General features: G+C 62.4%; 15 protein-coding genes and 2 pseudogenes. 4 read left to right on the forward strand and 13 right to left on the reverse strand.

Annotated features, from left to right (window positions below):
• Nucleotides 1-69: 69 nt before the first annotated feature.
• The 9 genes and pseudogenes from sigJ to ABIN98_RS03230 form a co-directional block, all read right to left on the reverse strand.
• On the reverse strand, nucleotides 70-990 hold the full coding sequence (sigJ, locus tag ABIN98_RS03190) for an RNA polymerase sigma factor SigJ (RefSeq protein WP_346907346.1): 921 nt from the start codon (nucleotides 988-990) through the stop codon (nucleotides 70-72).
• Between the two features lies 1 nt (nucleotide 991).
• Entirely contained in the window at nucleotides 992-1423 is a 432-nt protein-coding gene (locus ABIN98_RS03195) for a carboxymuconolactone decarboxylase family protein (protein ID WP_346907348.1), read from the reverse strand.
• An 82-nt stretch (nucleotides 1424-1505) separates the two neighbouring features.
• Nucleotides 1506-2844, reverse strand: a pseudogene (locus ABIN98_RS03200) (sigma-54-dependent transcriptional regulator).
• A 6-nt stretch (nucleotides 2845-2850) separates the two neighbouring features.
• The gene (locus ABIN98_RS03205) at nucleotides 2851-4641 is read right to left on the reverse strand and encodes an ATP-binding protein (RefSeq protein ID WP_346907349.1); all 1791 of its coding nucleotides are present in this window, start codon (nucleotides 4639-4641) and stop codon (nucleotides 2851-2853) included.
• 8 nt (nucleotides 4642-4649) lie between these two features.
• The gene (modC, locus tag ABIN98_RS03210; RefSeq protein WP_346907351.1) at nucleotides 4650-5780 is read right to left on the reverse strand and encodes a molybdenum ABC transporter ATP-binding protein; all 1131 of its coding nucleotides are present in this window, start codon (nucleotides 5778-5780) and stop codon (nucleotides 4650-4652) included.
• Nucleotides 5773-6480, reverse strand: coding sequence for a molybdate ABC transporter permease subunit (modB, locus tag ABIN98_RS03215; protein WP_346907352.1), 708 nt, complete (start codon nucleotides 6478-6480; stop codon nucleotides 5773-5775). Before modB ends, modC begins: the two co-directional genes overlap by 8 nt.
• 55 nt (nucleotides 6481-6535) lie before the next feature.
• Nucleotides 6536-7309, reverse strand: a complete 774-nt coding sequence (modA, locus tag ABIN98_RS03220; protein WP_346907354.1) for a molybdate ABC transporter substrate-binding protein — start codon at nucleotides 7307-7309, stop codon at nucleotides 6536-6538.
• A 37-nt stretch (nucleotides 7310-7346) separates the two neighbouring features.
• Nucleotides 7347-7727, reverse strand: a complete 381-nt coding sequence (locus ABIN98_RS03225; protein WP_346907356.1) for a hypothetical protein — start codon at nucleotides 7725-7727, stop codon at nucleotides 7347-7349.
• A gap of 40 nt (nucleotides 7728-7767) precedes the next feature.
• Complete coding sequence (locus tag ABIN98_RS03230) at nucleotides 7768-9372, reverse strand: GMC family oxidoreductase N-terminal domain-containing protein (RefSeq protein ID WP_346907371.1); 1605 nt, start codon at nucleotides 9370-9372, stop codon at nucleotides 7768-7770.
• A 205-nt stretch (nucleotides 9373-9577) separates the two neighbouring features.
• Between ABIN98_RS03230 and ABIN98_RS03235 the strand changes: the two genes are divergently transcribed.
• Entirely contained in the window at nucleotides 9578-10753 is a 1176-nt protein-coding gene (locus ABIN98_RS03235) for a hypothetical protein (RefSeq protein WP_346907358.1), read from the forward strand.
• Here ABIN98_RS03235 and ABIN98_RS03240 read toward each other — a convergent pair.
• The 3 genes from ABIN98_RS03240 to ABIN98_RS03250 all read right to left on the reverse strand — a co-directional run bounded on the left by ABIN98_RS03240 (nucleotide 10740) and on the right by ABIN98_RS03250 (nucleotide 12595).
• Entirely contained in the window at nucleotides 10740-11207 is a 468-nt protein-coding gene (locus ABIN98_RS03240; RefSeq protein ID WP_346907359.1) for a DUF1203 domain-containing protein, read from the reverse strand. The two genes, ABIN98_RS03235 and ABIN98_RS03240, sit on opposite strands and share 14 nt — an antisense overlap.
• Nucleotides 11208-11282: 75 nt before the next feature.
• On the reverse strand, nucleotides 11283-12014 hold the full coding sequence (locus ABIN98_RS03245) for a tellurite resistance TerB family protein (RefSeq protein ID WP_346907361.1): 732 nt from the start codon (nucleotides 12012-12014) through the stop codon (nucleotides 11283-11285).
• Between the two features lie 113 nt (nucleotides 12015-12127).
• Entirely contained in the window at nucleotides 12128-12595 is a 468-nt protein-coding gene (locus ABIN98_RS03250) for an Lrp/AsnC family transcriptional regulator (protein WP_346907363.1), read from the reverse strand.
• A gap of 123 nt (nucleotides 12596-12718) precedes the next feature.
• On the opposite strand from ABIN98_RS03250, the pseudogene hppD reads away from it, so the two are divergent.
• A pseudogene (hppD, locus tag ABIN98_RS03255) lies at nucleotides 12719-13833 on the forward strand (4-hydroxyphenylpyruvate dioxygenase).
• A 223-nt stretch (nucleotides 13834-14056) separates the two neighbouring features.
• On the forward strand, nucleotides 14057-15388 hold the full coding sequence (gene dgt / locus ABIN98_RS03260; protein WP_346907365.1) for a dGTP triphosphohydrolase: 1332 nt from the start codon (nucleotides 14057-14059) through the stop codon (nucleotides 15386-15388).
• 17 nt (nucleotides 15389-15405) lie between these two features.
• Here the strand turns inward: dgt and ABIN98_RS03265 are convergent, their stop codons facing one another.
• Entirely contained in the window at nucleotides 15406-16839 is a 1434-nt protein-coding gene (locus ABIN98_RS03265) for an aminotransferase class V-fold PLP-dependent enzyme (RefSeq protein WP_346907367.1), read from the reverse strand.
• 123 nt (nucleotides 16840-16962) lie between these two features.
• Between ABIN98_RS03265 and ABIN98_RS03270 the strand changes: the two genes are divergently transcribed.
• Nucleotides 16963-17374: Lrp/AsnC family transcriptional regulator (locus ABIN98_RS03270; RefSeq protein ID WP_346907369.1), on the forward strand; the 412-nt coding region annotated here is incomplete at its 3' end.

Here is a 17374-nt window from a genome sequence, read left to right on the forward strand (position 1 = left end):
AAGCGTGTCGATCCCGACCCATGAGGCAGAGCAAATGTGTTGGAATCGACACATCGCGAAGCCCGCCTACTAATGGAACCGCAATCCGCCTGTTGCCGGGTCATGACGGGCCGGCGCCGTCAGGTGACGGAGCTTGTCCGGATTTCGGATGAGGTAGATCCGGTCCACGGTGCCATCCGGTGCATAGCCGATCGTCATGGCCGTCACGACGGTGTCTCCATCCAGAGTGACCAGGCCGCCGATGCCGTTGACCTCGCGCCGCTCCAACCTGACGTCCGTCATGAGCCGGCCGAGAATGCGTGCAATGTACTTACCGACGAGGTGACGGCCTTCGATAATCCTGCTGATGGCCGTTGCCTTGCCGCCGCCATCCGATCTCAGGCTGACCGTCTCGGCCAGGAGCTCCTCAAGCCGGTCCGCCGAGCCGGTCGCAAGGGCATTCTGGAAAGCGGCCAGAAACGCTTCCTGTTGCTCGACGGACGGCGTGAACCGCGCCTGGTCCTGACGGACGGATTTCGAGGCCCTGGAGACAAGCTGCCGACAGGCTGCTTCGGTCATTCCGAGTGTCCGGGCAACCTCGTCATAGGACTTGCCGAAGATGTCCTTGAGCAGAAAGGCGGCGCGCTCCTTCGGTGTCAGCCGTTCCAGCAGCAGGAGAAAGGCCGTCGTCAGCGACTGGGCCCGGTCGAGATCCTCTTCCTGGAGCGCGATCGTCTCGGTCTGCAGGGGTTCCGGGATCCAAGGGCCGACATAGCTCATACGTGTCCGGGACGCCGATTTGAGAATGTCCAGGCAGCGATTGGTGCAGACGGTCACGAGCCAGGCGTCCGGATTTCGGATGCCGGCAAGGTCCGCCGCCTGCCATTTCAGGAACGTATCCTGGACCGCGTCTTCCGCATCGGCCACGACGCCGAGCATGCGGTAGGCGAGGCCCATCAATTGGGGCCTCGCGTCCTCGAACCGTTTGGTTTTGGTCTCGAGCTTGTTCATCTCAGTGATTGGAGATCCCGATCCGGTTCCACAAGTTGATCATGGCCGCGGCGGCGGTGATCGCGCTGATTTCTCCGTCGGTGAAGTGGTTCTGGAGGTCGGCGCGCAGCCGGCCGTAGTCCTCCTTGTCGTCGAGCCGCGTCAGCGCCTCGGTCCAGGCAAGGGCAGCGCGTTCCGCATCGGTGAAGTCGTCGACGTGACGCCAGACCACCAACCGCTCGAGCCTGTCTGCGGTTTCCCCGTCCTTGCGCGCTTCCGCGTTATGCATCTTCACGCAAAAGGCGCATTCGTTGATCTGGGAGGCCCGCAGCTTCACCAGATGGTGCAGTGTGCCGTCGAGCGGCGTCTTGCAGATCTGCGCGTGGGCCTCGGCAAAGGCCCTGAGCACGTCCGGGATATGCTGTTCATGATTGATTACGGCTACAGATGTCATCGATGTCTTCCATTCTTGAGGTTGAACGCATTGACACCCGAACGACGAGCCAGCTTGCCCGTCTGTGACATCGGCTCAGGATTTATTCTGCCGAAATCATATCTTCCTTGGCGAGACCGTATTTGCGCATCTTCTCGTAAAGCGCCTTGCGCGACAGGCCGAGGCTCTCATAGGTCTCCTTGATCACCCCGCCGTTCTTCTTCAGTTCGGCCGCGATCAGCGCCTTCTCATAGGCTGCCACCTGGTCAAACAGGCTGGCGCCGCTGCCGTTGGACGCGGGGGCTTCCGTTTCCAGCCCGAGCACGAAGCGGTCCCGCGACATTGCGCAATTCGCGCACATTGCCGGGCCAGTCGTGGGCCATGAGTTTTGCCAGGAAACTGTCGGGCATATCCGGGATCTCGCGCCGGTAGCGCGCCCGGGCCTCGACGGCGAGATGCTGGAACAGGAGCGGTATGTCCTCCAGCCGCTCGCGCAACGGCGGGATCGCCACCGTGACCACATTGAGCCGGTAAAACAGATCCAGCCGGAACCGGCCGTCCCGGCCGGCCGCCTCCAGATCCTCCTTGGTGGCAGCGATGAAGCGCACATCGAGATCGATGGACTTGTTGGAGCCGAGCCGTTCGATGGTCCGGGTCTCGATCACCCGGAGCAGCTTGACCTGCAGTTCCAGCGGCATGGATTCGATCTCGTCGAGAAACACCGTGCCGCCGTGGGCGTGTTCGAGCTTGCCGATGCGCTGGCCGCTGGCGCCGGTAAAGGCACCTTTCTCGTGGCCGAAGAGTTCGGATTCGATGATTTCGGCGGGCAGAGCCCCGCAATTGAGCGCCACGAAGGGCCGGGATTGGCGCGGACCCTCGTCATGCAGCGCGCGGGCAACCACTTCCTTGCCCGCCCCGGTCTCACCCAGGATCAGCACGTCCGCATCGGTCGGAGCGAGCGCCAGCACGGTGCGGCGCAGCTGGTCCATGGCAGGCGCCCGTCCGACCAGCCGTCCCTCGATCCCGGTCCGATCGGCCAGTTCTTCGCGCAGCTTGCGGTTTTCCAGCACCAGCCGGCGCTTGTCGAGCGCCCGGTCGACGACCGAGGCCAGGCTCGAAACCGAAAACGGCTTTTCCATGAAATCATAGGCGCCGGCGCGCATGGCCTCGACCGCGAGCGGCACGTCGCCGTGTCCGGTGATCAGGACCACCGGCAGCGCCGGGTCGATCTCGAACGCCTTGCGCATGACCTGGAAGCCATCCTCGCCGGGCATGCGGATATCCGTGACAAGCACGCCGTAGAAGTCCCGGGTAATGCGCTCCAGCGCGTCTTCCGGGTTCCCCGTCGCCATCACCGTCTGACCGCTGAGTTCCAACCCTTGGGTCAGCGAGGCCCGGAGATCTTCTTCATCGTCAACTAGCAGGACACAGCCCTGATCCATCTGGTTTTATTCCGCAGCTATGGTTTTCTCACCGGCAACCGGCAACCGGATCGTGAACTCCGCCCCGCCCTTGTCCGTGTTGCGGGCCGTCAGGGTACCGGAAAAATCATGGACGATCTTGTAGGCGATCGAAAGCCCGAGGCCCAGCCCGGCTCCGGTTTCCTTGGTGGTGAAGAAGGGGTCGAAGATATGCGGCAGGGTCTCGGCATCGATCCCCTTGCCGTTATCGGTCACAGACAGGCGAACCTGGTCTCCTGCCTGCTCCAGCTTGAGCTCGATTTGAGGGTCCGGTTGCTCCCTGACCGCATCGACAGCGTTGGTCATCAGGTTGACAATCACCTGTTCCAGGCGAATACGCCCGCCGGCGACGACGATATCCTCTTTCGGCAGGCTGGTTTTCAAGGACACTCCCCTGCGCTTGATCTGCGGCATGACCAGCAGCAGCGCCTCGTCAATTGCCTGGCGCAGGGACACCGGACGAATATCCGTGCCCGACCGGCGGGAAAAACCTTTCAGCGTCCGGGCGATCTCCGCCATGCGCGCCACCATGCTGCCGATGCGCGACAGGTTGCCAAGCGCCTTGTCGGGCGCGCCGCGGGCAATCAGCATCTCGGCGATTTCCGCATCCGAGCGGATCGCGGCCAGCGGCTGATTGTATTCGTGGCTGAGCGCGGCGGACATCTTTCCGAGCGTGGCGAGCTTCGCGGCCTGGACCAGTTCCGCCTGGGCAAGGCGCAGGTCGGCTTCCGCCTGCAGGCGGTCGCGGACCTCCTGCTCAAGCTGCGCATTGGCTTCTCTCAGATCCGCGGTCCGGCTGCGCACGCGTCGCTCGAGCCGAAGCGAAGCGGCCTTGTCCCGCCTGTGGCGACGGGCCATTTCCTCGCGCCGCGCCAGCATGGCCCAGACGGCGCCGCTTGCGATGATGCACAGCAGGAAAGCGATCACCATCGCCCGTGCCGACTGGCGCCGGGCCTCGGTCGTGTCCGCCAGAATTACCACGGACCAGTCCAGCGCTGGGAGCCGTGTGGCAAGTTGCAGGTGGCTCTTGCCGCGCGCCCGGTCCGTCAGCTTCATGACCCCGGTCGGTTCTCTGTCGCCGCGCAACACGACCACATTAGCTTCCTCGGTCAGTTCCGAAAACGGCCGGCCCCGCCAGGCAGGCTCATTGGTCACAACCACGGAACCCGACGGGTCGAGGGCGACGATCGGATCCTTGCTCAGCGCCCAGGCCTGCTCAACATCAGAGAGGCCGACGCGAACCGCGATGACACCGGCCACCGCAGCGTGTTCGCGAACCGCGGAGGCGAAGACATAGCTGGCAGGCCGATTTTGCGTCCCCGGAAGCAGTTGGCGTCCGAGCTGGCCCTGGACCGCCTGACGGAACACGACGCGGAAGGCCGCCCTGCCGTTGCCTGTCGCGGTCAGGTCGTTGCTGGAGCTGGAAACGATCACATCGCCATTCAGATCCAGGAACCAGACTTCTTCAGCCCCCGCCATGCCAGCGGCGATGGCGGCCACCTGCTTGCCGCGCTCCACGTCATGATTGCGGACGATTTCCGCGGAATCCGGGCCGCGCGCCATCAGCGGCGCCATCAGGCGGAACTTGTCCAGAAGCTTTTCCAGGACCGCTGCCTGAACGGCCAGGGTTGCTTCGGCCCTGCGTTCCACCTCGCCCAGGAAGAAGTCCAGGCTGATCACACCGGTCAGCCATACGACTCCGACGCTCACGGCCAGAATGAAACTCGCCGCGAGAAGCTTGATCCTTCGGGTCAGCCGGCGACGCGTCAAACTGCTCATGCGTCCGACTATACCAGCGTTTCCTGCCCTGTCGCGTCCGGTAGTTCGGCCCCCGGTGCGGGTGCGCGCTGACGCCTTGCGATGGCGACGCTTTTGATGAGCAGGAACACCGACTTGCCGGGAACGAGGCCAAGTCCGGACGCGGAGGCACGGGTCACACGCGCTCTGAGGGCCTGATCGCCGACCCTGCAGAGGATTTCGGTATAGGGGCCGCTTTCATCGGTGATGCCGGTGATCGTACCCTGAAGCGCGTTACGGATGCTGAGGTCCTTCGGCTCCGAGGTCGCGATCGCCACGTCACGGGCCAGGATGCGCAGTCGGATCGCCTCGCCGAGCGGTGCGTCGAGCCCCGGCACCTGGACGACCTGGCCGCCGATGTCGACGCTGCTCAGGCCCCATTCACGGTCGATGCGGGAGACCACGCCTTCCAGCAGGGCCGAGGCCTCATGACGGCCGGTCGCCCGACCGAGGTCGACACGGGACAAAATGTCCGCAACGGGCCCTGAAGCGATTGTCTTGCCTTCCGAAACGATCACCAGCGTCTGCGACAGGCGGGCAACCTCCTCCATGGCGTGGCTGACGTAAAGGATCGGGATGCCGGCCTCGCTGCGCAGCCGGTCGAGATAGGGCAGGATATCCGCCTTGCGGCCCTGATCGAGGGAGGCGAGCGGTTCATCCATCAACAGGAGCCTCGGCGCCGACAACAGCGCCCGGCCGATTGCCACCCGCTGACGCTCACCGCCGGAAAGCCCGCCCGGCTTGCGGTCAAGTAAATGAGCGATGCCCAACAGCTCGACGACTTCGTCAAGGGAGCGGGTGTCATGGCGGCGCCCGGCCCAACGCGCGAAGGTCAGGTTGGAGCGCACGCTCAGATGCGGAAACAGCCGCGCATCCTGAAACACCTGCCCTACCCGGCGTGCCCGCGCAGGCACGTCGATACCCCGCCCGGAATCGAACAGGACCTCCCCGTTGACCGTGATCCGGCCGCTGTCGGGGCGCAGAATTCCGGCGATCATGTTGGTGATTGTCGACTTGCCCGCGCCGGACTGACCGAACAGCGACGTCACACCCGATGCACCTTCGAAGGCAGCCTCGACCCGGAAGCTGCCCACGTGGCCTTTCAGATCGACTTCAATCATTCGCCCCTCCGATCCGCCGACGCAGGCGGCGAGCCCAGACTTCGGAGGCAAGGAGCGCTCCGAAGGCGACGACGGCCGCAATCAAAGTCAGGCGGAAGGCTGCCAAATCACCGGAAGGCGTCTGGGTTGCCGTATAAAGCGCCAGTGCCAGGGTCCGGGTCTCACCGGGGATATTGGAGACGAAGGTGATGGTCGCGCCGAACTCGCCCATGGCTTTGGCAAACCCCAAGATGGCGCCCCCCAGAATGCCGGGCAGCGTCAGGGGCAGCGTGACGACGGCGAAGGTCACGATGCGATGGGCGCCGAGCGAGGCGGCGGCCTCCTCGAGCTTCGGATCGACCGCCTCGAAGGCAAGCCGGACCGGGCGCACGATCAGTGGGAAAGCCATGACGCCGGCGGCAAGCGCCGCACCGGTCCAGTTGAAGGCAAAGACAATCCCGAAAGTTTCGGCCAGAAACCGGCCGACCGGACCGTTCCGCCCGAACAGGATCAAAAGCAGATAGCCGGTCACCACCGGCGGCAGCACCAGAGGCATGTGGACAAGGGCATTGACGATGCCGTGACCGGGAAACCGGTAGCGAGCAAGCACATAGGCAACCGCAACGGCGAGCGGCACGGCAAAGCAAAGGGCCGTTGCGGCGACCTGCAGCGTCAGGACCAGCGCCTGCCATTCCTGCGGTTGAAGCTCGAAAAACCCCACGCCCGTTTCCGTTCCCTCAAGTCCTCGTCCGGATCTCTATATCATCCGCGAGAACTTATCCGCCAACACCGGTGAAGCCGCTGTCGGTAAAGATCGCCTGCGCGTCCGGGCCCGTCAGATACTCCAGAAAACCCTGGGCCGCTTCGCCTGCGCCTTTTGTCGCTGCTGCGGGATAGACGATAGCGGGATGGGAGGCCGCCGGGAAGACCGCAAGGACGCGGACCTTGGGCTCGATATGGGCATCGGAGCCGTAGACCACGCCAAGCGGCGTGTCGCCGCGGGCCACGGATGCAAGGGTCACGCGGACATTGTCCATGGGCGCGAGGTGATCGGCCACGGTATCCCACAGGCCCGTTGCCTCAAGGGCCGCCTTGCCGTAGCGCCCGGCCGGAACGGTTTCGGTATCGGCAATCGCCAGCCGGTTGCCATCGAGCCGGCCAGCCAGTGCCTCCGGCTCCAGCGCCAACGGCTCGGCGTCGGCGGCCCCAACGAGAACCAGGGAATTCGCAGCAATCGGCCGGATGCTCTCCGGCTTCACCGCGCCGGCCTTGCCGACATAATCCATCCAGGCCTCATCGGCGGAGATGAAGACATCGGCAGGGGCGCCGGCTTCGACCTGGCGGGCGAGCGCCCCGGTCCCGGCAAAAGAGAAAACGACCTCGGTTCCAGTCTTGTCCGTATAGGCGGCGCCGATCCGCTTCAGGGCGTCGGTCATGCTGGCAGCGGCGAAAACGGTGATCTGACCGGCAAAGGCGTGACCGGCCATGACACTGAGGCCCACGGCTGCGGACACGGCGATACCGAAGAAGCGGCGGGGGAAACGGAACATGACAATCCTCGATATGTCTGACTGAACATATCGAAGGCTAGTCGGATGCCTCGTCGGTTTCAAGCGAAGATTTCACCATGCCGGAAAGGGTCTCGAATTCAGCGCTCGAATCGGCGTGCATCCGGGCTTCGATAGCGCGGAAGGTTTCCAGAAGTTCCTTGCCGAAGGGCGTCAGACGACTTCCGCCGCCGCCGCCGGACCCGCCTTTCGCGGTTTCGACAACCGGTTCGGCAAATTGGGCATTCAGGTCTCCAACCAGGTTCCAGGCGCGCTTGTAACTCATGCGCAGGCGCTTGCCTGCCGCACTTAGCGAGCCCGTTTCCTCAATTCCCTCAAGAAGATCCGCTTTTCCCGGACCGAATGCCACGCCCGGTGCCAGGACAATGCGCAGGCGGACCTTCGGAAATTCATTCGCCATCGATTCGGGTGATCCTGTTCAGACAATACCGCCTGACAATCTACACGCCTGCCCGCCGGTCCGCACGGATCATGTCGGCCGCCTTTTCGCCGATCATCACGGACGGCGCGTTGGTGTTGCCGGAGGTGATGGTCGGCATGACGGAGGCATCGGCGACGCGGATGCCCTTTACTCCGCGCAGGCGCAGGCGGCTGTCGACCACCGACCCTTCGTCCGCCCCCATCCGGCAGGTGCCGACGGGATGGAAGATGGTCGTGCCGATATCGCCGGCCGCATGGGCCAGTTCCTCATCGCTCGTGTAGTCCGGCCCCGGCAGATATTCCTCCGGCGTATATTTCGCCATGGCGGGGGCTGCCATGATCCTGCGGGTCAGGCGGATGGAATCGGCCGCCACCTTCCGGTCCGCCTCGGCAGACAAATAATTTGGCAGGATTTCCGGCTGCACATGCTTGTCCGGCGAGGTGATGTGAATGTGACCGCGGCTCTCGGGGCGCAGATTGCATACGCTCGCCGTGATCGCCGGGAAGTCGTGCAGGGGGTCGCCGAACTTGTCGAGCGACAGCGGCTGCACGTGATATTCCACATTGGCGGTCTCGTAGGACGGATCCGACTTGGCGAAGGCGCCGAGCTGGCTGGGCGCCATGGACATCGGTCCTGAGCGGCTCAGCGCATATTCCAGCGCGATCTTGGCCTTGCCGAAAAGCGTGTTCGCCATGTGATTCAGGGTCTTAGCGCCCTTGACCTTGTAGATCGTGCGAAGCTGCAGGTGATCCTGCAGGTTCGTGCCTACCGACGGCAGCGCATGGGTCACGCCGATACCGGCCGCCGACAGGACATCCGGATCGCCGATGCCGGACAGTTCCAGAAGCTGTGGCGAGCCGATGGAGCCGGCCGAAAGCACCAGTTCGCCCCGGATCGAGGCCTTCGCCGGTGCGCCTTTGACATCCAGTTCAAGCGCAGCCGCCCGGCCGTCCTCAACAAGGATCCGGCTGGCATGGGCCTCGGTGACGACCTTCAGGTTCGGCCGCTTCATGGCCGGGCGCAGGAAGCCCTTGGCGGTATTCCAGCGGATGCCGGACTTCTGGTTCACCTGGAAATAGGAGACGCCGAAGTTATCGCCCGTATTGAAGTCGGCGATCTTCGGGATGCCGGTTTCCGCACAGGCCTCCCGGAAACTGTCAAGCACGTCCCAGGACAGGCGCTGTTCTTCGACGCGAATGCCGCCGCCCTGGCCGTGCAGGTCGTCGTTCCATTTGTAGTGGTCTTCGGATTTGCGGAAGAACGGCAGAACGTCGTCCCAGCTCCAACCCTCAAGGCCAAGCTGGCGCCACTGATTATAGTCGCGCGCCTGGCCGCGCATGTAGATCATGCCGTTGATCGACGAACAGCCGCCGAGCACCTTGCCACGCGGATACATCAGCGAGCGGTCGTTCAGCCCCGGATCCTTGGCGATCTTGAAGCCCCAGTCGGTACGAGGATTGCCCATGCAGTAGAGATATCCGACGGGAATATGCACCCAGATGTAATTGTCGTCCTTGCCCGCCTCGAGCAGAAGCACCTTCACATCCGGATCTTCCGACAGGCGGTTGGCAAGGACGCAGCCAGCGGAGCCCGCGCCGACAATGACATAGTCCCATTCGCCCAGATCCTGCATGGTGCCTCCCGGTCATTGCTTTTCATTTCTTCAATTGGAGACACGTCGCTGCCCAAAGGGCAAGCGTCAAGGCTGCACAACGGTTTCGCTTTTACGCATCAAGACGTTTGTACAAGCCGACTAAAGCAAAATTTACGCTATCGTTACCGGAAACAGGCAGGGTCTTGCGGCAATTCTGCCGACCCCGGAGAAACCCTTGACCCGCGCCGCCCAGCTCTTGGAAACCGTCTTCCTCGCCTTCTATGGAGGCGTCTGCCGGATCTACCGGCCCTTGCGGAGCTGGATCGGTGCCGGGGTCCTGGCCCTTCTGGTGATCACCACCGCCGCGGTCGTCCATGTGTTTCCCGTCTCCAACTGGGACATGATCGCCTATACGGCCTCGGTCCTGGAACCGGAGATCGCCGATCCGGTGGAGCGGCACGACAAGTCCTATGAGCTTCTCAAGGAAAACGTCTCTCCCGGTGAATTCCTGACGCTGACCCAGGATCGGGAATACCGGATCCGACAATATGAAGACCCGCGCGCCTTTGGAACCATGCTGGGCTTTTACCGGCTGAAGGTGCTTTACATCGAAACCGCCAGGCTGCTGACCCGGTTCGTCGATCCGGTGAAGGCCCTGCGGCTGATTTCCATCGGTTCGGCGCTTGCCGTCGGCGCTGTGCTCATGCTCTGGCTGGCGCGCAACGGCGCGTTGATGTACGGCCCCGTGGTTGCCGGACTGCTGGTGCTGTCGAGCTTCGGCGACTCTGCCGCCCTTATCAGCCCGGACCTCTATGCATCAGTGTTTATCCTGCTGGCGGCCTATCTTTATCTCGAACGCCAGGATATCGGGGCCGCGTTGTCGCTGATCGTGGCGTTCTTCATCCGCCCGGATCATCTCGCCTTCATCGGCGTCTTCTTCGTCTTCGCCTGGATCTACGGACCGGGCCGCTGGGTCATGACCGCCTGTTTCGCGATCTGTCTCACCGGTTATGTCTGGCTGACTTCCGGTTCCGATCATCCCGGCTGGTGGATCCACCTGTGGTTCACCCACGTGGAATACGTACCCACGCTGGAAGGCTTCCATCCGCCGTTTTCCGCAGCGATCTACCTAAAAATGCTGGTGCGCTCGACGGTCCGCTCGATCATGAACCAGAACTGGCTCGCACTGCTGTTCGCGGAAGTCCTGTTCTTTGCCAAGGTGATCGATCCGGCAATTTTGAGCGAGCGGACCAAGGTGCTTCTCTACGGGATGTTCGCCTCGATCTGCGCCAAATACCTGGTCTTTCCCCATTTCGAGACCCGGTTCTATTTCCCCTATCTGATGGCCATGGCGATGATCATGCTTATTGCCTGGCACCGGCAGGAACTCAGTGCAGCTAAGCGCGCCTGACCTCGGCGGCAAAGCAGCCCCGGCGGGCGTAATGCAGGTGCAGATAGGCAACGTCCGGGTTTTCAAACATCCTGGCAATAAGACCGGGTACGTCCCGGCCCTCGATGACGTCGGCGTCGATCATTGCATGGGCCTTGTCGAACGCCCTGACCGATAAAAGCCGGCTGGCGATGCTTTCGGGAACCGTATCCGGCTCCGGCTGCCGTGACACGGCGCCCGCCTTGACGAAGATCGCATGGCTGGCCCGATAGGGCGTGTCGTTCGGCTGGTGTTCGTAGTGCAGCAGGAAGACCCTCTCGCCGATTTCCGCATCGGCGAGACTGACCCGGCACGGGAAACCGGGCTTTTCATCCGCGATATAAGCCCGGATTTGCCGGGCGGCGAGGTCTTCCTCGGACAGACCGGACAGATAGGCAAAGGCGCTGTCGGGAAGCGGATTGATCTGGAAATGCATGGGCTCGCGGCTCCTCGTGTGACTGGTGCCGTGATAGCCCTCCCCTCAGTTCCAAGCGACCCGGTTTGCGAGCGCTCAGGCGCTCTCCGCCTCGCGAACGGCCAGCTCGATTTCCTCGACCAGCGCCGGATCCAGATTGAGCCGTGCAGCAAGCATGTTCAGATAGGCCTGTTCGGCGCGGTGGTCCGGGTCGATGGCAAGGCGGGAGGCGGCATAGATTTCAGCTGCCGTTTCCGGGCAGGACGCGCCTGCAACCACCTTGTCGAGATCGAGCGGCGCGCGCAGCTCGTCCATCAGGAAAGCCTTGGCTTCGCCGTCCAGACCCGCTTCGTCGATCTTGGCAAAGATCCGGTCCTGCTCCTGGGCGTCGATATGACCATCGGCCTTGGCGGCCTGGATCATTGCCGTGAGCAGGGTCAGGGCAAAGGCGTTTTCACCGCCCGGAGCCCGGGCCGCATCGAAGGGCGTGTCCTTCGGGCCTTCCACCGGTACCGGCTCCATCTGCGGGCGCGGCGCCCCCTGCTGGTTTGCCTGATAGCCCTGATAAGCCTTGTAGGCGAGACCCGCGACCAGGGCCAAGCCACCGTAGGTTACGGCTTTCTTGCCGACTTTCCGCCCTGTCTTGGTGCCGAGCATCAGGCCCGCCAGACTGCCCAGTGCCAGGCCACCGCCCTGCGAGGACAGGAAATCCTTGCCCTGGGAGAGAAGATCGCCCGATCCGCTTGAGCGCCGTCCGGAACCGCTTCCCGTCGCGCCGCCTGCGGCGCCACCCATGAATTGATCGAGCAGGGACTTGGCGTCGAACATTCTCTCTATCTCCCATCTGCAAGGCCCCGGGACGATCCCGTGGCGGCCGTCTTTCATTGTTGAACCGTTTCACAAATGGGGAAGGAGCCTGTCGGTGGCAAGACCTGCCCGGTCTATTCGAGCGGCAGCAGATTGTCGTCCTTCAGGGTTTCCATGGCGATTGACGAGCGCACGTTCTGGACCGCGTCATGGGGCAGAAGCTCGTCGTTGATGATCCGGCTCAGGGCCTTCAGGTCCCTGACCACCACCTTCAGCATGTAGTCGACGTCGCCAGTCAGGGTATGGGCCTCCTGCACTTCCGGCATGGCCGTCACCATCAGGCGGAACTTGCGAGCGTTTTCCCGGCTGTGGGCGCCGAGCGTCACGCCGACGAAGGCGGTCACCGTCAGGCCGAGCAGATCCGGTGCCAGATCGGCCCGGTAGCGACGGATGACCCGGTCCTGTTCCAGCCTCTGGCGGCGGCGGGACACCTGGCTGGCCGACAGGCTGATTCGCTGACCGATTTCATGATTGGTCAGGGCGGCATTTTCCTGAAGGACGGCCAGCAGTTTCAGATCAAAGCCATCGAGTGCGACAGTCATGCATTGATTCTCATTTTCATGCGTGTTTCGTGCATGAGCATACGTTATTTCCCTGACATTGCACACATGTCGCACGAATTTGCGCGCATTCTGGTTTTAACGCGAAACGCAAAGGAGAATGACATGGGCCCGTTTCCGCACGACGCACCGCCTGCGAAGATCACCGAAGACAATCCCGCTGGTACGGACGGTTTCGAATTCGTCGAGTTCTCCCATTCCGAACCGGAGAAGCTCGCAGAGCTCTTTACCCGGATGGGCTACACTGAAGTTGCCCGCCACAAGACCAAGAACATCTCCGTCTGGCGCCAGGGCGATATCAATTACATCCTCAATGCAGAGCCGGGCAGTCATGCCATGCGTTTCGTGGACGAGCATGGCCCCTGCGCGCCGTCCATGGCCTGGCGCGTGGTCGATGCCAAGCATGCCTTCGACTATGCGGTCTCCAAGGGCGCCACGCCATATGAAGGCGACGACAAGGCCCTCGACGCGCCGGCGATCGTCGGCATCGGCGGTTCGCTGCTTTATTTCATCGATCGGTATGGCGTTCACGGCTCCGCCTATGACGCGGAATTCGAATGGCTCGGCGCGCGCGACCCGCGGCCGGAAGGCGTCGGCTTCTACTATCTCGACCACCTGACCCATAACGTCTATCGCGGCAACATGGACAAGTGGTGGGACTTCTACCGCGAGCTGTTCGGCTTCACCCAGATCCACTATTTTGACATCGACGGCCGCATCACCGGCCTCGTCAGCCGGGCGATCACTTCTCCTTGTGGGAAGATCCGAATTCCGCTGAACGAGTCCAAGGACGATACCAGCCAGATCGTCGAATACCTGAAGAAATACAAGGGCGAAGGCATCCAGCACATCGCCGTCGGCACGGACGGGATCTATGATTCCACCGACAAGCTTGCCGACAACGGCCTGAAGTTCATGCCCGGCCCGCCGGAAGTCTATTACGAAAAGAGCTTCGACCGCGTCCAGGGCCATGACGAGCCGATCGAGCGGATGAAGAAACACGGCATCCTGATCGACGGCGAAGGCGTGGTAAACGGCGGCATGACCAAAGATTCCTGCTGCAGATCTTCTCCAAGACCGTCATCGGCCCGATCTTCTTCGAATTCATCCAGCGCAAGGGCGACGAGGGCTTCGGCGAAGGCAACTTCCGCGCCCTGTTCGAATCCATCGAGGAAGACCAGATCCGCCGCGGCGTCCTGACGGTGGACGCAGCGGAATAAGGTTCAGGTCTCGGCCTGCCGCCCTAATCCAGAGGAAGAGCCTCCCCGTCTTTGTAATGAAGGCGGGGAGGTTTTCGTTTGGTCCGGACACCGCCAATCAGAACGCGTCGCGCGCAGACCGTTGTCATGGCTCCGCGCCTATTGTTAGATCCACGCGCCTGAGTCTTTAAAGATTCGGGACCGCACTCACCCCGTTGCAGATACCGAACCTTTGGAGACCGTCGTGGATTGGGCCCGTTTGCTGGATGGACTTCGCCTACAGGACCCCACCTACGCCGAGCGGCCCAATCGTCCGACCTACGTCCAGGATTCCGACCGCATCACGTTCTCCGCACCGTTCCGGCGACTGGCCAACAAGACCCAGGTCCATCCGCTCTACGAAAACGACCATATTCACCACCGGCTGATCCACAGTCTCGAGACGAGCAGCGTCGGCCGGTCACTCGGCATGGAGGTGGGCGACTGGTTGGAACAGCAGGAAGCCGTTCCGGCCGGGGAACGGCACAAGATTGCGGGCATTATCGGCACCGCCTGCCTGGCGCATGACATCGGCAACCCGCCCTTCGGTCATTCCGGAGAGGAAGCGATCGGCCAGTGGTTTGCGGAAAAATTCGCTTCGGGTGCGCCTCTTTTTTCCGATCTCGATCCGGACCTGCGCCTTGAATTCGAGAAATTCGAAGGCAATGCGCAAGGGTTCCGCATCCTCACCCGTCTGGAGATGTACCGGAACGAAGGCGGCATGCGTCTGTCCCGCGGCGTGCTCGGTGCTTTCAGCAAGTATCCGGTCACCGCACGGGTCCAGGATCAGGTGAAAAGCGATTACTGCGGCTTGAAAAAATTCGGCGTTTTCGAAAGCGAATTCGAACAGTTCACCGAAGTTGCGAACGCCGTCGGGCTGCCTTCGGAAAGGCATGAGACCCAAACCTGGTGGCGCCGTCATCCGCTGGTGTTCCTCGTCGAGGCCGCCGACGACATCTGCTACAACATCCTGGATCTGGAAGATGCCTTTACGTCCGGCGATCTTTCCGCCGAGACTGTTATCGGGCACCTGGAACCGGTAACCGGAAAATCCAATCAGGATCTGTCCCACATGGCCGACACGGACCGCATCGCCTATGCACGGGCAAGGGGCATCGGCATCGCGATCGCCGCCTGCATCGAGGCCTTCAAGGCGAATTACGAGGCGATCATGGACGGGACCTTCTCCGGCGCCCTGATCGACAGGTCCGCTAAGGCAGAAGAATTCAAAAACATCAAGAAGCTGGCCAAGGAGCGTCTGTTTACGTCACGGCGGAAGACCGAACTGGAAGTCCAGGGCCGGAATTCGGTTCATCGGGTCCTGGACGGTATTTCGGGTATCTACATCAGGCTCCAGGAGGTCGGCTGGGATCCGGAAAAGCTCGATTCCTATCACCGGCAACTCATCAAGGCGGCCGGCGTCGATATCCGCGACGTGACGACGCCCTACACCGCCCTGCATTCCTTAGCCGACTACGTCTCCGGAATGACGGATCGCTTTGCGGTCAAGACCGCCCGGATGCTGTCCGGCCTCTAGCGCGTTTTCCGTATGCTTTATCCGGCCAGCTTGAACCGCGCGGTCGCCGGGTCGGCCTGATAGAGATCGCGCAAGTCTGCCGCCCGGTCCGCCAGGTCACGCACGGAATTGCAGATGTAATCCGCCGTGGCGTCCGACATCAGGTAGCTGAAATTGAGCCGGGTCCAGCCCGGTTTTTCCATCTCCCGACCCTCGCGAATAGCTATACGCAGCTGTTCCGACTGCGGTTTATCGATATCCAGAAGCCGGTGGGCGTAGGGCCCGGCACAGGCACAGCCGCCGCGCGCCTGGATGCCGTAGAGATCGCTCAGCATGCGGGTGAAGAGCTGCGGGTGGACAGACGCACCATCGTTATCGGTGACCCGGAGCGAAAAGATCGGCAGGCGATTGCGCCTGTTATCCGCCAGGATCCGGATATTCGGATGGTTCTGCCAGGCGGCAAAGGCCATTTCGGCAAACTCCGCATCCCGGCGCGAAATGAACGCTTGCCCGGCCGCCGCCTTCACCAGAAAGACCAGGGCGGCACGGATATCGCCGATGACATTAGGCGTGCCGGCCTCTTCCCGGGCAATCAGGGAGTTCGAATAGTCGTGCCCCCAAGGCGAAACGAAAGACACCGTGCCGCCGCCCGGCCATGTGGGTGCTTTGGTCCTGACCGCGTCCTTGCGGATAATCAGCACGCCGGAGGTGCCCGGCCCTCCCGGAAACTTGTGCGGCGACAGGACGAGCGCATCCTTTTCCAGGCCCGGCGCCGGCGCCATGTCGACCGGCAGATAGGGGCCGCCGCCGGCGTAATCCCAGACGGCCAGCGCTCTGTGGCGCTTCAGCAGTGCGGTCACCGCATCGACGTCGGTAACGATGCCGGTGACGTTGGAGGCGGCGGAAAAGGCGCCTATGACGAGCGGCCGGTCCTGCAGGTTGGAAAGGACGAACTCGAGGATGCCGAGGTCGGGACCGCCGTCCGCGCCTTCGGGGATCGGAATGACGTCCGCGCCGCTTTCCCGCCAGGGCAGAATGTTGGAATGGTGCTCATAAGGGCCAATCAGGACTACCGGCTTGACCCGGGCGCCTGCCATGGCGGGCAGGCCGAACAGGCTGACGAGCCGGTTGAGGCCTGCGGTTGCGCCCGAGCCGGTGAAGATGACCGAATAATCGGATCCGGCATTTGTGGCTTCGGCGATCGCCTGGCGGGCTTCCGCCCTCAGCCGGGTCATGTAGGCGCCGCAGAAAGAGGCTTCCGTGTGGCTGTTGGCGTAATAGGGCAGCACTTCGCCCGCAATGTAGCCCTCCACCTGGCGCAGCGCCCGGCCGGAGGCAGTGTAATCGGCATAAACCAGCCGCTTTTCGCCGAACGGCCCCGGCAGAATGACGTTTTCCCCGATCAGCCCGTCCCGGAGTTCCGCGACAGCGGTCAGGGGATTTAAGGAATCCCGGAAGTTTGAGAGTGTCATCACTATCCCGTCCAATGATCTCGATCGACCCGGGATAAATTTGAGACATTTTCGATCGAATGAATTACATATTTAACGACATAAGGGACTAACTTTGCCAAAATCTATCGATTGAAACGTCAAATGATCGATCAATTTAACAAGCAGATCCTGAAGGCGCTTCAGGAAGACGCATCGCTCACCCAGAAGGAGCTGGCCGAACGTGTCAACCTGTCGCCCAACGCCTGTTGGAACCGGGTGCAGGCGCTGCGCAAGAAGGGCATCCTGACCGGCCAGACCGCCCGGCTGGACCGGACAAAACTGGATCTCGGTCTGGTGGTGTTCGTCATGGTGCGCACCCGGCACCATTCCGCCGACTGGCTGGAGACCTTCCGCAGGCACGTTTCATCAATTCCGGAAGTGATCGACTTCTTCCGTATCGGCGGAGACTACGATTACCTGCTCAAGGTCGTCTCGAAGGACATGACCGCCTATGACGGGGTCTACCAGCGGCTGATTGCCGGGGTGGAGCTGGATTCGGTCACGTCCTATTTCG

Origin of the sequence: uncultured Roseibium sp., assembly GCF_963675095.2 — a bacterium.
Taxonomy (GTDB): Bacteria; Pseudomonadota; Alphaproteobacteria; order Rhizobiales; family Stappiaceae; genus Roseibium.

Bases quoted from the DNA above. Each gene is read 5' to 3' on its own strand.
- sigJ (WP_346907346.1), bottom strand. From the start codon at position 990: ATGAACAAGCTCGAGACCAAAACCAAACGGTTCGAGGACGCGAGGCCC.
- ABIN98_RS03195 (WP_346907348.1), bottom strand. From the start codon at position 1,423: ATGACATCTGTAGCCGTAATCAATCATGAACAGCATATCCCGGACGTG.
- ABIN98_RS03205 (WP_346907349.1), bottom strand. From the start codon at position 4,641: ATGAGCAGTTTGACGCGTCGCCGGCTGACCCGAAGGATCAAGCTTCTC.
- modC (WP_346907351.1), bottom strand. From the start codon at position 5,780: ATGATTGAAGTCGATCTGAAAGGCCACGTGGGCAGCTTCCGGGTCGAG.
- modA (WP_346907354.1), bottom strand. From the start codon at position 7,309: ATGTTCCGTTTCCCCCGCCGCTTCTTCGGTATCGCCGTGTCCGCAGCC.
- ABIN98_RS03225 (WP_346907356.1), bottom strand. From the start codon at position 7,727: ATGGCGAATGAATTTCCGAAGGTCCGCCTGCGCATTGTCCTGGCACCG.
- ABIN98_RS03240 (WP_346907359.1), bottom strand. From the start codon at position 11,207: ATGCATTTCCAGATCAATCCGCTTCCCGACAGCGCCTTTGCCTATCTG.
- ABIN98_RS03245 (WP_346907361.1), bottom strand. From the start codon at position 12,014: ATGTTCGACGCCAAGTCCCTGCTCGATCAATTCATGGGTGGCGCCGCA.
- ABIN98_RS03250 (WP_346907363.1), bottom strand. From the start codon at position 12,595: ATGACTGTCGCACTCGATGGCTTTGATCTGAAACTGCTGGCCGTCCTT.
- ABIN98_RS03265 (WP_346907367.1), bottom strand. From the start codon at position 16,839: ATGACACTCTCAAACTTCCGGGATTCCTTAAATCCCCTGACCGCTGTC.